Source organism: Sphingomonas sp. SL1004 (genome assembly GCF_057815015.1).
The window spans coordinates 2035201-2050856 of record NZ_JBYMUX010000001.1; the positions used below are offsets into that span (position 1 = coordinate 2035201).

Sequence of the window (15656 nt, forward strand, 5' to 3'; positions counted from 1 at the left end):
CGCCAAAACCGTAGGTTCATCAAGGGCGTTCTGGTATAATCGAGCATGCTTTCGAGCCATGCCTCCGACGAGCTTTTGCAGCTTCGCACCGAACTGGCGGTCGCTCGTGATCTTGCGACAAAGGCTCAGGCCGACGCACTCAATGCCGAAGCCGAAGCAGCGCGCGTCAGAGCGATCAACGCCGATCTGCTAGCCCGCAATGCTCATCTCGAGTTGATGAACGAGAAGATGCGCCGCGACAAATACGGCGCCAGCTCGGAGCGCAGCCGTCGGCTGATCGACCAGCTGGAACTGACGTTCGAGGAGCTCGAGGCGGACGCTGCCGAAGCCGAGAGCCTCGGCGCAAAAGCTGCCGGCAAAGCGACGACGGTGACCGCGTTCACCCGCGTCCGGTCCACCCGCCGCGACTTCGATCCAGGCTTACCGCGCGAACAGATCGTCATCCCGGCGCCCGAGCTGTGCCCCTGCTGCGGGTCGGCCGACCTCAGCCATCTTCCGGCCGATATTACCGAGACACTCGAAAAGGTGCCCGCCCGCCACAAGGTGATTCAGACCGTGCGGGAAAAGGTCTCTTGTCGTCGGTGCGAGAAGATCAGCCAGCCACCGGCGCCGTTCCACGTCACCCCGAGGGGTATGTTCGGGCCGCACTTTCTAGCCAGTTTGGTCTTTCAAAAATACGGTCTGCACCAGCCGCTCAACAGTCAGCGCGATCGCCTCGAGAGCGAGGGCATCTCCTTGAGCCTGTCGACGCTCGCAGATCAGATCGGCGCAGTGAGCGTAGCTGCCAGGCCTTTATTCCTGCTAATTGAAGCACACGTCTTGGCGGCCGAACGTCTCCACGGCGACGACACCACCGTCCCGCGGCTGGCTAAGTACAAGACCGACGTCGCACGGATCTGAGATTACGTGCGCGACGACCGCCCGTTCGCCGGTCCAGCACCGCCAGCAGTGCTGTGCTACTACTCGCGAACCCGGAAAGGCGAACACCCCCGCGGACATCTCGCTGGCTATACCGGCATTTTGCAGGTCGACCGCTTTGCCGGCTTCAACGACATGTTCCGCGATGGCTGGGCTGACAAACCAATGACGCGGGCGAACTGCTGGGCTCACGCCCGCCGGCAGTTCTTCAAGCTGGCCGAGGTGGCGCGTCAGCTCAAGCGGCAGAAGGGCGGCGTGCCGCTCGTCTCGCCGTTGGCGAAGGAGGCTCTGGAGTGGATCGACCAGATCTTCGCGATCGAGCGAGAGATCAACGGGCGGACTGCCGGTGAGTGCTTGAGCGTACGCCAAGAACGCGTCGCACCTTTGGCCCACGCACTGGAAACCTGGATGCGGGAAAAGCGCGGCATGCTGTCGCGTCACGATGCCGTCGCCAAAGCGATCGCCTATCTGCTCAACGACTGGACGGGGTTCACGACGTTCCTCGCTGACGGTCGGATCTGCCTGACGAATAACGCGGCCGAGCGAGAGCTGCGCAGCGTAGCGCGCGGCAGGAAAACCTGGTTGTTCGTCGGCTCGGATCGTCGCGGTGAGCGCGCCGCGATGATGTACAGCCTGATCGGCACCGCCAGGCTCAATGGCGTCGATCCGCTCGCGTGGCTTACCGACGTACTTTTCCGTATCGCCGATCTGCCGCAGTCCCCGCTTCACGAGCTGCTGCCTTGGGAATGGACCCGCCTTCGTAAAACGCCGCTCGTGCAAGAGGCTGTCTGATGACTGAGTCCCAACCCGAACCCGAACCCGAACTGATCGAATCTTCGCTGAACCGGTCGATCGGGCAAGGCGGCAGGCGACTGGAAGTCCACATCGTCCGTCTAGCTACCGAGCGGGGATGGTCTCTCGAAGTGGTCAACGACCACAACACCTCAATCGTCTGGGACGACCAGTTCGAAACCGATCGCGACGCTGATGAGGCCTTCCAAAGCGCGCTGGCCGAAGAAGGTTTCGAGGCCTTCCTCGGCAAGGACTGACGCACCAGCCCCGCTCCGATAGCTGTCACTCCGCGGCCGCTATCGGATGCGTACGAATCATCAGTCTTGTCGCAATTGTGATTTACCAATAACGCACAATTATTGTAATAAAAGCCTAATTATACAATATCTATTACCCATAAAAACCGTCGGAATACGGTCGTAATCAACCGCTCGTTTAAGTATAGCACATGCGTTAAGCCACTAATTACGGCTCCACTACGCCTATCCGGCTGCACCGGAAGATTTTTTAAGGTTTATTTTACGCTGAACGAAGCCTTGCCGAACCATCCAATCTTAGGCAATTGACAGCAATGATCAGGTACGGTTCTCGTTTCGCATTTGCTGTGCTGTTAGGCCTCGCCGGATGCGATAGCGATAGTCGCTCACCATCGAAGGCGCCCAGCACAGTTGCGCAGGACGTAGCGCTTGAGAAGGACGTTTCAGGGATTGAAACAACAGTGCGCTTGGCTGCAACAAATAAGCGAATTGATGCATTACAGTCCGAGGTTGACGCTCTAAGAGTTAATCCCCAGACTCTTGACATGACTATGCTAAAACAACGCCTCGAAGCGCTCGAACTCGTAGTTTATACATCAACGAATAATCACCAAGACGCAGACGCCACAACAGCTAGCGCGTCACCCGCCGCCAAAGCGGCTATGTCTGACGTCAAATCGACGCAAGTTCGTAAAGGTTCACGAGAATCTCGTGTTTCTAGGGCGGCAACGAAAGCTGAAGCAGAAGCATTTTCTAAGGGAAGCAATTAATTAGACTCCCCGCCCGCCATGCATCGTGCAACAGCATATACTTGTTCTGTATTGCTCGCTTGACCGCGCACGAAGACCTGAGTCGTGTAGCTACCTGCTGTAGATGTCGGTTCGATGCTGTAAGATGCTCCAGATAGCGCAATCCGATAGCCAGCACCCTCTCTTGTCGCTCCCTGATGCGTGGCATTGGTGATGCAGCTTGCTACGTCTGCAGCTGCAAGTGACGAATACCCTGCAGAATCAACATCTTTAGGCACTTTACCTGGTCCAGCTTGGGGCCGACCGCCGATGCACCCCGCCACAAAAAAGGGAAGTGCTAAGGCCATGAGGTATTTCGACATTGGGGTCTCCATTCACGACGGGGCTTAGCCCTTGGCGTCTTGCCTGCATACTGAAAGCGGCACCGGCTTGCCGATGTTTGCCCCGCCCTGATCACCAAAAATACACATGCCCTTCACGGAAAGCCCGCCTCGCCACCGCTTGCAAGCTGCGACATATAACGCTCGCCGACGCATTCGCGAGTAGGGCTATTTCATGGCCTGGTTAGAACGGTGATTCATAAGCGAGTTGTGAGGGATAAAAAGCAACGCCCCCCCCTTTCAACGAGCGCAAACATTTTTCTTGGAGAAGGTGCGTTCTGAGGAACCAGCCCTCCCGCATTTTTCGCTTTTGCTCGCATGGTCTCGACCGCCTCATGTATGGTAGCGCCTTACCGCTTTCCAACTGCGGAGTTCGGAGGGGACGCCAACCTGAGAGTAAGAGCGGTACCTCGCGTTGGGTAGCAATTTCAATACCTTGGAGATAGTGATTGCGGCTGGATCAGTGATCCCGGGCGCTGCTCGACGGGTGCTTGTCGTGCAGGCGAACGGGCTTGCGTATTTATAAGCCGTGCGAACGATGCCTTTATGTCAGCCCCCCCCCCCTCCCTGCTCTTCCCGGCAAGGAGGCAGGTCGCCAATATCTATGGCGACTTTCGTCATACTGGCGTAAAAGCGCCGTTCGTTGTTAAGGCGTGCATCTCCCGATATGCATGCAACATGCTGATTGAGGGAAGCCCCCACGTGAAAAGTTGTCAAGCCGACATCTGATTATTATTTCTGATTACCCCTGCGTAAACGTTGCCCTGATATAGTTAGGGTTAACAAGGTAAATATTTTTGATGCAGTTGGTTAGTAATAACTGATATTATTCCATGATTTTGAATACGAGGAAAAGATAGTGAGTGGTAAAAAAGTAGCGCTTATAACTGGCGTAACTGGACAAGATGGATCCTATCTTGCTGAGTTTTTGCTGGAGAAGGGTTATGAGGTTCACGGCATCAAGCGTCGGGCTTCACTTTTGAACACTCAGCGCATCGATCATATCTACCAGGACCCCCACGCGCCGCAGCCCAATTTGAAGCTGCATTACGGCGATCTTTCGGACACCTCCAACCTCACGCGCATCCTGAGCGAGGTGAAGCCCGACGAAGTCTACAACCTCGGCGCGCAGAGCCATGTTGCGGTCAGCTTCGAGGCGCCCGAATATACAGCCGATGTCGACGGGATCGGCACGTTGCGCCTGCTCGAGGCGATCCGCTTCCTCGGGATGGAGAAGAAGACGCGTTTCTACCAGGCTTCGACCTCCGAACTCTACGGCCTAGTCCAGGAGACGCCTCAGAAGGAGACGACGCCGTTCTATCCGCGCTCGCCTTACGCTGTCGCCAAGCTCTATGCGTACTGGATCACGGTCAACTACCGCGAGGCGTATGGCATGTACGCCTGCAACGGCGTCCTCTTTAACCATGAGAGCCCGCGTCGTGGCGAGACGTTCGTGACCCGCAAGATTACCCGCGGCCTCGCCAACATCGCGCAGGGCCTGGAGACGGGCCTGTTCATGGGCAATATCGACTCTTTGCGCGACTGGGGTCATGCCAAGGACTATGTCCGGATGCAGTGGATGATGCTGCAGCAGGAGCAGGCGGAAGATTTCGTCATCGCCACCGGCGTGCAGTACTCGGTGCGTGAGTTCATCACCTGGTCGGCTGCGCACCTCGGCATCACGCTGCGCTTCGAGGGCGAAGGCGTCGACGAGGTCGGTATCGTCGACAAGGTTGAGGGCGATGATGCCCCGGCGGTCAAGGCAGGTGACATCCTCGTTCGTATTGATCCACGCTATTTCCGCCCGGCTGAGGTCGAAACGCTGCTCGGCGATCCGACCAGGGCCAAGGACCGGCTCGGCTGGGTGCCTGAGATCAGCGTGCAGGAGATGTGCCAGGAAATGGTCGCAGCCGACCTTCACACGGCCAAGCGTCATGCCTTGCTTAAGGCACATGGCTTCGAGCTACCGATGTCGGTCGAAAGCTGATGGAGCAGCATCCCATGCGTATCTATGTGGCCGGCCATCGCGGCATGGTCGGTGGTGCGATCTCGCGCAAACTGCGCGACCGCGGCGTCGAGGTGATCACCCGCACCCATGCCGAACTCGACCTGACCGACCAGGCCGCGGTGCGCGCCTTCTTTGCAAGCGAGAAGCCTGACGGCGTGGTACTGGCGGCTGCCAAAGTCGGTGGCATTCACGCCAACAACACCTATCCGGCCGACTTCATCTACGAGAATCTGATGATCGAGGCCAACGTCGTTCATCAGGCGTATGCCGCGGGCGTGCAGCGCCTGCTGTTCCTTGGGTCATCATGCATCTACCCCCGCGCGGTCGAACAGCCGATGCGCGAGGACGCGCTGCTCACGGGGGTCCTTGAGCCGACCAACGAGCCGTATGCGGTCGCCAAGATCGCCGGGATCAAGCTGTGCGAAAGCTATAACCGTCAGTACGGCACAGACTATCGCAGCGTGATGCCGACCAACCTCTATGGCCCAGGTGACAATTTTCACCCGGAAAACAGCCATGTGATGCCGGCGCTGATCCGCCGCTTCCATGAGGCGGCAGCCAGTGGCGCTGAAGAGGTTGTGATCTGGGGTACGGGCACGCCGTACCGGGAATTCCTCCATGTTGACGACATGGCCGAGGCCTCACTGTTCGTCTTCGATCTCGACAAGGAAACGTACGAGGCGAACACCGAACCGATGCTCAGCCATATCAACGTCGGCTTCGGCGAGGACGTGACCATCAGCGAACTCGCGCATCTGGTCGCAGACACTACAGGCTTTACCGGACGGATCAGCTTCGACACATCGAAGCCAGACGGTACGATGCGTAAGTTGATGGACTCGGGGCGGCTGACGGCAATGGGATGGAAACCTTCCGTTGCCCTCGCCAAAGGCGTCGAGGAAACCTACGCCTGGTTCCGCGCTAATGTAGCGGCCTGAGTTTCTAATGATTACAGCCGCCCCTCCCTCCTTGGGAGGGGCGGCTGGCAATTCCTACCTCAATTGGATCCCACTTTAAATTTATTGTGATGTTTTCCTAAGGAAAATTACAATAGGTTTTGAGAATATGCTGTGCATCTTTACATGGTGGATCAGCATAGGTTCTTGGCATCTACTAGGCTTACTACTCATCGTACAGACTGAGCTCTGGCTAGAACCCAATTCCCCATGGTTCCATATTATATCTAAAATTTTAGGGTGTCGTAAAAACGCCTTGTCAGGCGTTCCCGTGCGTCTTCATCGCCTCGATCAGCTTCTTCACTTCCTGACTGCGGCCGCGTGGCATGATCAGCACCTCGTTGCCGCTCGCGACCACGATCAGGTCCTCGACCCCGACCAGCGAAACGCGGACGCCGTCGCTGCGGACGAAGCAGTTCTTCGTATCGATCGCCAGCACGGCACCGTCGCCGTGGCTGCGGTGCGCGTTGCCGTCGCCGTCGGTTTCACTGATCGCGTGAAGTGCGTCCCAGCTGCCGACGTCGTTCCAGCCCATCGCGACCGGCACGACCGCGACACGGTCGGCCTTTTCCATCACCGCATAATCGATCGAGTCATCGGGCGAGGCGGCGAACGCGACGGCGTCAGGGTAGATACGGATCCCTTCGGTACGCGCCTTGTCCATCGCCTCCTGCGTGGCGGTCAGGATGCCCGGATCGAACTGCGCGAGGGCCTTGAGATAGGCGTCCGCGAGAAACAGGAAGATCCCACCGTTCCAGGCGTGATCGCCGCTGGCGAGCATCGACTGCGCCTTGTCTAGCGGGGGCTTCTCGACGAACCGCGCGACGCGGTTCACGCCCGGCTGGAGCTCGTCGCCAATCTGAATCCAGCCATAGCCAGTCTCGGGCGCATCGGGGGCGATGCCGAACGTAACGAGCCACCCTTGCGTAACACGCGGCATCGCCGCCTCGATTGCGGCATGGAAGGCCAGGACGTCGCTAATGACGTGGTCCGACGGCATCACCAGCAACGCGTCGCCGCCACTACCGGCTGCGATCGCGGCAAGCGCAATGGCGGGTGCGGTGTTGCGGCCGATCGGCTCGAGGATCAGCGCCTGGGGCGTTGCACCGGCCTCGGCCAGCTGCTGCTCGACAAGGTCCGCGTGACGCGCATTGGCGACGACGATCGGCGCGGCGAAGCGCTCGCCGAACGCGCGGCCCGCGGTCAGCTGCAGCATCGTTTCGTCCGCGGTGAGCGCCAGCATCTGCTTGGGCATTTCGGGGCGCGACATGGGCCAGAGGCGCGTGCCCGATCCGCCTGAAAGAATAACGGGAACGATCGTACGTGCGGTCATGAAGCCTCCTGCTCGCGCCGAGCTATAACGTGGCAATTTTGCGTGCCAACAGGCCAATGCCGTGCTCGTGGTTGACGGTCGATAAGCGCATTGTCGGAGATCCTTACCTCACGCCTCCCATACGGACGACGGCACCGAGCCTCACGATCATTGCAACGTCAGCCGTACTCTTGGTCTTGGGCCGGCAATCTGGCGCGAGGGTTGGCAGGATAATTCCGGCACCCTCTCAAGCTCCTTACCCACCTCCGCGCGCAATAGCCGTTTCTCATAAACCCAAAGTCGGTCTAACAGAGTATCAGAAGCCTCGGTCGGGTGGTATCCCCCCTCCGATTTGATTTGAAGGTGTGGGTTGAGTATCAAAGATTCGGAAGGCGCTCCGATTACGGGCGCACGTGTAGGCCGTAAAAGCTGGCGCCCACGTGCATCCACGCTGCGTATACGCATGGTATTGGGGCTGTTAACGCTCGATGCCGCGTGCATAATCCTGAGTTTTAGTATTGCTGCGACAATACGCGATTACTTTATGGGCCCATCAAGTTGGGCCTTCTTCCTCCTTGTCATATTACCGATTTATGTAATCGCTGCGATCAACGCCCATGGCTACTCAGCTTCTAACGCGCAAGATCCTTTTCGCGCAATAGCGAAGGGACTGCAGGCGTTCATACTCGCATTATGCGCAGCTATAATCGCGGCGTTTGCTCTAAAAACGTCAGACACGTTTCCCCGGCTTGTCATCTTGATAGGATCTCTTTTTACCGTCGTAACTCTCTCTATAGGTCGATACTTATTTTCTCGGCATATGGAGAAACTGATTGGCGGCAACCCGTTCAGCGTGATTCTACTCCACGATGGTGATGCTCTGGTCCCACAAGGAACATACTCTGTTATTATGCCAACAGACGGTGCGTTCGATCCAGAAAGTCATGATCCAGTTATGTATGATCGATTGGCGACCTCACTTGCGCACGCCGATCGTGTCATTGTTGCGTGCAAGCCCGAACGTCGTATCGCTTGGGCGCACGCCTTGAAGGGGGCTAACATTCAGGGCGAAATTTTCGCGCCAGAATTGAATGCCCTGTCCCCGCTTGGCATTGCAAGCTACGGGGAAACACCCACCCTCATAATCGCAAACGGTCCACTTGGACTGGTTGATCGGATTCTCAAGCGCATTTTCGACCTTGCGATGGCCGGGGCTGCCTTAGTTATCTTGCTGCCTTTGTTCGTCCTCGTCGCCATTTTGATAAAGAGGGATACCCCTGGTCCGGTTTTTTTCATGCAGACTCGGATTGGCCGGAGCAATAAAATGTTCCGCATAAGGAAATTCCGCAGCATGCGCGTTGATGGATCCGATGGTGCAGGTCATCGTTCGACCGAACGCGAAGACGATCGTGTTACCAAAGTAGGCCGGTTCATACGGCGCACCAGCATTGATGAACTGCCACAGATACTGAATGTATTAACGGGCGAAATGAGCATCGTTGGCCCTCGCCCCCATGCATTAGGGTCGCGTGCAGCTGACAAGCTTTTCTGGGAGGTTGATCATCGGTACTGGCATCGTCACGCTGCCAAGCCAGGGCTTACTGGACTAGCACAGGTTCGCGGATACCGCGGCGCCACACTGGTTGAAGCAGATCTTGAGAACCGATTAAAAGCTGATTTAGAATATCTAGAGAATTGGTCGATTTGGCGAGATATTAAAATAATTATTCTCACCTTCCGTGTGCTGCTTCATCGGAATGCCTACTGAGAGGAAAGATTGCGTTGAGCTGGAGGCAGCCCGACGAAGCTTCCTGAAATAATGGAATCCGCGGTGTTTGCAGGCTCACGCAGCTACCGATAGACGGTCCCGCGAGATCAAAGGGAGCATCGAATGACCATAAAGCCGCTGCGCAAGGCCGTGTTTCCGGTCGCCGGACTGGGTACGCGCTTCCTTCCGGCCACCAAGGCCATGCCGAAGGAAATGCTCACCGTCGTCGACAAGCCGCTGATCCAGTACGCCGTCGAGGAAGCGCTCGAGGCTGGGATCGAGCAGATCATCTTCGTGACCGGGCGCGGCAAGGGCGCGCTCGAGGATCATTTCGACATCTCGTACGAGCTCGAGGATACGATGCGGTCGCGTGGCAAGTCGCTGGACGCGATCAGCAATATCCGGATGAAGCCCGGTTCGCCGGTTTATGTTCGACAACAGGAGCCGCTCGGGCTGGGCCATGCGGTCTGGTGCGCGCGAGAGATCGTCGGCAACGAGCCGTTCGCGGTCCTGCTCCCCGACGAACTGATGGTCGGCAAGCCCGGCTTCATGAAGCAGATGGTCGAGGCCTATAACCAGGTCGGCGGCAACGTGATCGGCGCGCTCGAAGTGCCCGATTCAGAAACCGACAAATACGGTATCATCTCACCGGGCGTGATCGACGGTCGTCTGACCGAAGTCACCGCGCTCGTCGAAAAGCCCAAGCGGGGCACCGCCCCGTCGAATTTGATGATCCCGGGGCGCTACATCCTCCAGCCCGAGGTGATGCGGATCCTGGAGACGCAGGAAAAGGGTGCGGGCGGCGAGATCCAGCTGACGGACGCAATGGCGCAGTTGATCGGCAACCAGCCGTTCCACTGCCTCACCTTCAACGGGCAGCGTTATGATTGCGGCGACAAGGCCGGCTACATCCAGGCCAATCTGGCGATCGCATTGGCGCGCGACGACATCGGACCGGTGGTTCGTGAGTTCGCCAAGGGTCTGCTGGCAGGCTGATCGATCAGCCCGCTCACCGGAACGTCTGAAGGCGTTCCGGTGCAGCAGGACGCGGAAGGTCCGGCCGATGATCTTGATATCGCGCCAGATCAACCGATGCTCGAGATGCTCCAGATCTGCCTGGAGCCGGTTACGCAGATCGTGCTCGTACAGTGTCGCACTGCCAAAACCACGAACATTCGCATGACCGCAATTCTTCTTAATGTTATCAAACAGAATACTTCTGTATCTGTTTATTTTGTGTTGCCAAATATGCACCACAGACTTTTACCGAAATGCTTTATCAGTTTAATATAGTTACCATAGCTAGTAATATTTAAATTTATCATTTAATAGCCCAATGCAATTTACGATTTCATCGCAAAGTTCTCTTAACTAATTTTCTTTTGCAGAAGAGATCATCTTGGCGATCTCCTTTTCATACAGATTCAGATTTTTTTTGTTGTTTCTTGGCCAGAACCATCTTGAGTACGTATATGGCCTTGTTTGATGCCTTCGACGGTGCTGAGCAAGCTATCTAATCGGTTTATCATAGGTGGGCGCATATCCGCCCAACGCCGGCTCAGGCAAGCCACAAGGCATATGAGTCAAGTAGCGTGGCCGCAATCATGCAGCAGAAGCTAATTAAGCTACGAGGGTATAGATCTTAACGTACAACAGGTTCGATGCTGGCCTGGAACATAGCGTTCGACCTGATGGCAGTTCCGCCGTACGCTAGCCTGCCGCCCTATCTGTACGAGATCTTCGACTAGCAATAGTTATCAGCCAAAACTCCTCGCAGCATCCGCTGCCATCTTACACGTGATCAGGGTATAATTCTTAGCACAACCCTAGCATGATACGACATAGAATCGCTATACTACTATTTACCCGCAAGTCTATTCGATATTTGAATAAATATCGGCTTTGATATAGGCCCCTCACCATACCCATGTAGAATCTCGTCTTGATTGTCACTTAACTGACACAAGCACAGTTAACGATGCTTTGCTACTTGCTTACCGAACTGACACCGCATGATTTGATGAGATTTCGCCAACGCACTTCTTTTTAAGTAGATGATTTGCCTCTCCGACCCTCGTCACTTCAGTATACGTATCCTTATGCCCTACCTTGTCCAACTCATCCGCCCAAAGCGTTTTGGCGATACCCGTGGTTGGTTCGCCGAGGTCTATTCGATGCCTGCCTTCGCCAAGCTCGGGATCACCTGCACATTCGTGCAGGACAACCATTCGCTGTCCCTGTCAGCCTTCACGCTCCGGGGTCTGCATTTCCAGACGCCGCCTCGTGGCCAAGACAAGCTGGTGCAGTGCTTACGCGGCGCGATCTTCGATGTCGCCGTCGACATCCGTAAGGGGTCGCCGACCTACGGCCAGTGGGTCGGGGCCGAGCTGTCGGCGGAGAACGGCCACCAGCTTTTCATCCCGATCGGTTTCGCGCACGGCTTCGTAACGCTCGAGGACAATTGCGAAGTATCGTACAAATGCTCGGACACCTACGCGCCCGAGAGCGATGGCGGCATCCGCTGGAATGATCCCGCAATTGGCATCGATTGGCCAATGCCTGCGGGTACCATGCCCGAACTGTCGGCCAAGGATGCGGGGCAGCCGCTGCTCGCCGATTTCGACAGCCCCTTTCTCTATGATAGCCCCCCCCCCCCCCCTCGGCGCCGCTCGCCTGAAGGACAGATTCATGCGCATCTTCGTCACTGGCGGGGCCGGCTTCATCGGCTCGGCTCTCGTTCGGCACCTGATCGAGAACACCAACCATGAGGTTTTGAACTTCGATAAGCTGACCTATGCCGGTACGCTGTCGACGGTCGAGCGCGTGGCAAGCTCGAACCGCTACCGCTTCGTTCAGGGCGACATCTGCGATGCAGAGGCGGTGAATGCCGCGATCTCCGAGTTCATGCCCGAGATCGTCACGCATCTCGCAGCCGAAAGCCATGTCGACCGCTCGATCGACGGCCCCGGCGCGTTCGTCCAGACTAACGTCGTTGGCACCTTCACGATGCTGAGCGAAACACGCGCCTATTGGCTGGGCCTCGATGACGACGCGAAAGCGGCGTTCCGCTTTCACCATATCTCGACCGACGAGGTCTACGGCTCGCTCGGGGATACCGGGCTGTTCACCGAAGAGACGCCCTACGATCCGCGCTCACCCTACTCAGCATCAAAAGCGGGTTCGGACCATCTCGTCTCGGCCTGGGGTCACACCTTTGGGCTGCCGGTGCTGATCACCAACTGCTCGAACAATTACGGGCCGTATCACTTCCCAGAAAAGCTCATCCCGCTGATGATCGTCAAGGCGCTCGCAGGCGCCGACCTGCCGGTCTACGGCAAGGGCGATCAGGTCCGCGACTGGTTGTTCGTCGAGGATCACGTCCGCGCACTGCACGCGGTGTTTGAAAAGGGCGAGCCCGGCCGGACCTACAATGTCGGCGGGAACAACGAGAAGCAGAACCTTGAGGTCGTGAAGACCGTCTGCACGATCCTTGATCGCCTCCGCCCGCGCGCCGACGGTCAGTCCTACGCGACGCAGATTACCTATGTCGCCGACCGTCCCGGGCATGACAAGCGCTATGCACCTACTCTCGCAGGGGCAGCTTTCCGGCGCACCCGTTTATGCAGCGGATGCTGGGCGACAGCATGACAATGTATTTCCCGACGATTGCCGATGAACTGCCGAAGCACGTTCGCCGCCTGATCGAGCCGCATTTGAAAGTCTCGTCTGCGAATGTTGCGGAGGTGATGCTGTGATCGATCCGATTGACCAGCTTACGGCCCGGCAAGAATCTGACATTGCCAAGGCGATCGATGCGGCGATCGATGACGTGATCGCGGCGTTTGACGTAGTCGCGATAACCGCCATTCTCAATAACGCCGACGATGACGGACCCAGCGACTACAACCGGGACCAGCTCGCACTCATGCTCGGCACCGATGGGGCTGAATACCAGCCGCTTACAGACGCGCTGGACGCGTCTACGATGACCAGCGGCCTCGCGTCCTTCTTTGGGGCGATCGTCGCTCTGGCGGCCGCACAGGTCCATCATATTGCCAACACGAATGCTGGCGACGTGGTGCTCGCACGCGACAACGCCGTCCGATCGCTTCACGCTGCCTTTGTCACCGAAAGCACGATTGCGATCCGCCAAACGACCGAGCGTATGCTGAACGCGATCGGTCCAGCCAACACCCGTGCCGCCCAGATAAGCCGTGTCATCGGCCTTTCCTCGCTACAGGCCCGATCCCTCGACGCGATGCGCCAGCAACTCCACACGGCCATAGCGACGGGCAACAAAGCCGACCCGGAAACGATGCTGTCATTCGCACGCGGCCACCTCTCGGGCGCGCAGCAGCGCATGCTTGCCAAGGCACTCCGCGACGGCGTGACGACTGCCAGCGCCGAAGCCATGTTGGATCGCCACGCGAAGGCATTGCGCAACGCCCGAGTAAAAGCCTTCGCGGGCAACGCCGCTCATCAGATCGCAGAGACCGCCAAACTCACGGGATGGCAGATCGCGCAGCGCTTCGGCGCGCTGCCAACTAACCAGCGGCGATACTGGAAGACCGCCGGCGACGAACGCGTCCGCCTAGCGCATTCTCAAGTGCCAGGAATGAACCGCCAAGGCGTTCCGCTGAACCAACCGTTCGCGACGCCACTGGGGCCGTGTTTCACACCGCCACTGGAACACGGATGCCGTTGTAAGGCGGTATTGAGGATCGAACCATGAGTCCGCTGGTTGACCTATCGTCCGCCAACAATGGTCCAATCTCGCCTGAACAGCGGCTGTTCGTCGGTGTCATCGCTAACGCCGTCATGGAGGCAAAGGGGGCGTGGCGAGCTGATACAGCTCGCGGGAAGGCGTCTCAAACGAGGGAAAGTGCCCGCGCGTGGTTCAGGAACGGAGGGGAGGATTTCGCGACCGTTTGCACCCTTGCGGGATACAGCCCCCGCCAAGTCCGTGACGGGGTGCTCGCGTATCTCGACCGGCTAGACGCGGATCCCGACCAAGCCATCGATATGCGCCGCACGCGCCGAAAGGCCTCCAGTGTCCATTGAACAACCAACATTCGAGCTGGTCGTGGCTGGTCGCAAGGTCGACGGCCGCACCATGGAAGCGAAGCGCTTCCGGTCGATCGGCAGCGACCTAACCGAACAGCTAGGCCGCAACCCGACCGCATCGGAACGCCTGTTGCTGATGAACGCGGCAACGCTCGCGATGCTATGCGAGCAGGCTACCGCGGACCTTTTGGAAGGGAAGGCGGTCGATCAAGAGAACTATCGGCGCAACGTCACGCTTCTAGGCGCGAACCTCATCAAGCTGGGCCTAGCGAAAAAGAGCCGTGACGTGTCCAAGCGAGATGGCGCCGGAATGGATGATTTTGGTGCAGCACTGATTGAGGCGAACGCCGGGATGCGTTAGCCTGCGGAATTAAACGGCGCATAAGCGAGGCAACGTGGCAGCAAAGCACATCTTTATAGACACAAACGTCTTTCTCGCTTTCTATGCATATACAAAAGACGACGTAGAGGCGCTGAAAATAGTGTCAGAACTCGCAAAGGCAAAGAAGCTAGTTCTGCATGTCCCCGATCAAGTGGTCTATGAGTTCGAGAGAAATAGAGAATCTAAAATTGCTGAATCGACGCGAGAGTTCGAGAAGGGCGGCAAAAATCCCGGTGTTCCCCGCTATATGTCTGCGTATGCGGAGGCAAAAAAATACAGCGATTCCGCGAAAGATTTGCAAAAGGCTAGAGACGCTTTACTGAAGCAGGCAAGAGCTGACGCGGAAAGTCGACAGCTTGCAGCAGACAAGACGTTTGATAATCTTATCGCAGAAGCTAGCATGATTGTTACGACGGCGGATATTATCGAAGCGGCAAAAGTGCGTAAGATTGTCGGCAACCCGCCAGGGAAGAAGGAGTCTCACGGAGACCAAATCAACTGGGAAGCTTTGCTCGCCGGTGTGCCGGAAAACAGCGACCTTCACGTAATATCCAAGGACGGCGACTTCGCTTCCCCATTAAACGCCACGCAACCGCACTACTTTCTTAAAACAGAATGGCGCAATAAAAAGAAGGGAACACTCTTCCTTCATGAAGAACTGCGTCCTTTTCTCAATAGTAATTTTCCTGATGTCAACCTAGCGACGGATGTTGAGAGGCACGCCGCAGTCGACAGCCTAGAGAACACTACCGCTTTCGCGACGACTCACACTGCCATCGCAAAGCTCGACGGCTTGTTCGATGCACTCACATGGTCGGATGCAGAACGCATTTTGACAGCCGGTGAGACGAACAGCCAGATCACGTGGATCGGTAGCGACAGCGATGTTTCGAGCTTCTATTTGAAGCTTATCGACAAGTTCGAGAACAAGATTGATGCGTCCCGAGTTGTTGAGCTACGGAACGTGTTCAAATTAGCCGCATAGCCGAAAAACAACCACGCCACGTATAGCCTGCCGCTCCAACCCATTTTGAAATGAACGGCGGTGGGTTTTCTACCCGAGCAACACC

Annotated in this window: 12 protein-coding genes and 1 pseudogene; 11 read left to right on the forward strand and 2 right to left on the reverse strand. The window is 57.2% G+C overall.

Annotated elements, in window-relative coordinates; translation table 11 throughout:
• The first annotated feature begins 45 nt into the window (after nt 1-45).
• Nucleotides 46-1710: pseudogene (gene tnpC, locus AC3D24_RS09140) on the forward strand (IS66 family transposase).
• Complete coding sequence (locus AC3D24_RS09145; RefSeq protein WP_489029994.1) at nt 1710-1967, forward strand: hypothetical protein; 258 nt, start codon at nt 1710-1712, stop codon at nt 1965-1967. Before tnpC ends, AC3D24_RS09145 begins: the two are co-directional and overlap by 1 nt.
• A 766-nt stretch (nt 1968-2733) precedes the next feature.
• On the opposite strand, the gene AC3D24_RS09150 is transcribed toward AC3D24_RS09145, so the two are convergent.
• On the reverse strand, nt 2734-3078 hold the full coding sequence (locus AC3D24_RS09150) for a hypothetical protein (protein WP_489029996.1): 345 nt from the start codon (nt 3076-3078) through the stop codon (nt 2734-2736).
• Between the two features lie 877 nt (nt 3079-3955).
• Here AC3D24_RS09150 and gmd point away from each other — a divergent pair.
• Together gmd and fcl are read left to right on the forward strand one after the other, a co-directional pair.
• Nucleotides 3956-5083, forward strand: a complete 1128-nt coding sequence (gene gmd, locus AC3D24_RS09155) for a GDP-mannose 4,6-dehydratase (RefSeq protein WP_489029997.1) — start codon at nt 3956-3958, stop codon at nt 5081-5083.
• Nucleotides 5084-5097: 14 nt separating this feature from the next.
• A complete protein-coding gene (gene fcl, locus AC3D24_RS09160; RefSeq protein ID WP_489029998.1) occupies nt 5098-6042 on the forward strand; it encodes a GDP-L-fucose synthase in 945 nt (314 codons plus the stop codon).
• 277 nt (nt 6043-6319) lie between these two features.
• Here fcl and AC3D24_RS09165 read toward each other — a convergent pair whose 3' ends face one another.
• Nucleotides 6320-7393, reverse strand: a complete 1074-nt coding sequence (locus AC3D24_RS09165; RefSeq protein ID WP_489029999.1) for a mannose-1-phosphate guanylyltransferase/mannose-6-phosphate isomerase — start codon at nt 7391-7393, stop codon at nt 6320-6322.
• A gap of 349 nt (nt 7394-7742) precedes the next feature.
• On the opposite strand from AC3D24_RS09165, the gene AC3D24_RS09170 reads away from it, so the two are divergent.
• The 7 genes from AC3D24_RS09170 to AC3D24_RS09200 all read left to right on the forward strand — a co-directional run bounded on the left by AC3D24_RS09170 (nt 7743) and on the right by AC3D24_RS09200 (nt 15571).
• A complete protein-coding gene (locus AC3D24_RS09170) occupies nt 7743-9140 on the forward strand; it encodes a sugar transferase (protein WP_489030001.1) in 1398 nt (465 codons plus the stop codon).
• 123 nt (nt 9141-9263) lie between these two features.
• Nucleotides 9264-10136 (forward strand): UTP--glucose-1-phosphate uridylyltransferase GalU, encoded by an 873-nt coding sequence (gene galU / locus AC3D24_RS09175; protein ID WP_489030003.1) that lies wholly within the window; start codon nt 9264-9266, stop codon nt 10134-10136.
• A gap of 1103 nt (nt 10137-11239) precedes the next feature.
• A complete protein-coding gene (gene rfbC, locus AC3D24_RS09180) occupies nt 11240-11908 on the forward strand; it encodes a dTDP-4-dehydrorhamnose 3,5-epimerase (protein ID WP_489030005.1) in 669 nt (222 codons plus the stop codon).
• Nucleotides 11829-12788, forward strand: coding sequence for a dTDP-glucose 4,6-dehydratase (gene rfbB / locus AC3D24_RS09185; protein WP_489030007.1), 960 nt, complete (start codon nt 11829-11831; stop codon nt 12786-12788). Before rfbC ends, rfbB begins: the two co-directional genes overlap by 80 nt.
• A gap of 103 nt (nt 12789-12891) precedes the next feature.
• Nucleotides 12892-13872, forward strand: a complete 981-nt coding sequence (locus AC3D24_RS09190; RefSeq protein WP_489030008.1) for a putative phage head morphogenesis protein — start codon at nt 12892-12894, stop codon at nt 13870-13872.
• 351 nt (nt 13873-14223) lie between these two features.
• Complete coding sequence (locus AC3D24_RS09195) at nt 14224-14565, forward strand: hypothetical protein (RefSeq protein WP_489030010.1); 342 nt, start codon at nt 14224-14226, stop codon at nt 14563-14565.
• 34 nt (nt 14566-14599) lie between these two features.
• Nucleotides 14600-15571: a PIN domain-containing protein gene (locus AC3D24_RS09200; protein WP_489030012.1), complete on the forward strand. Its 972-nt coding sequence runs from the start codon at nt 14600-14602 to the stop codon at nt 15569-15571.
• Nucleotides 15572-15656: the final 85 nt, after the last annotated feature.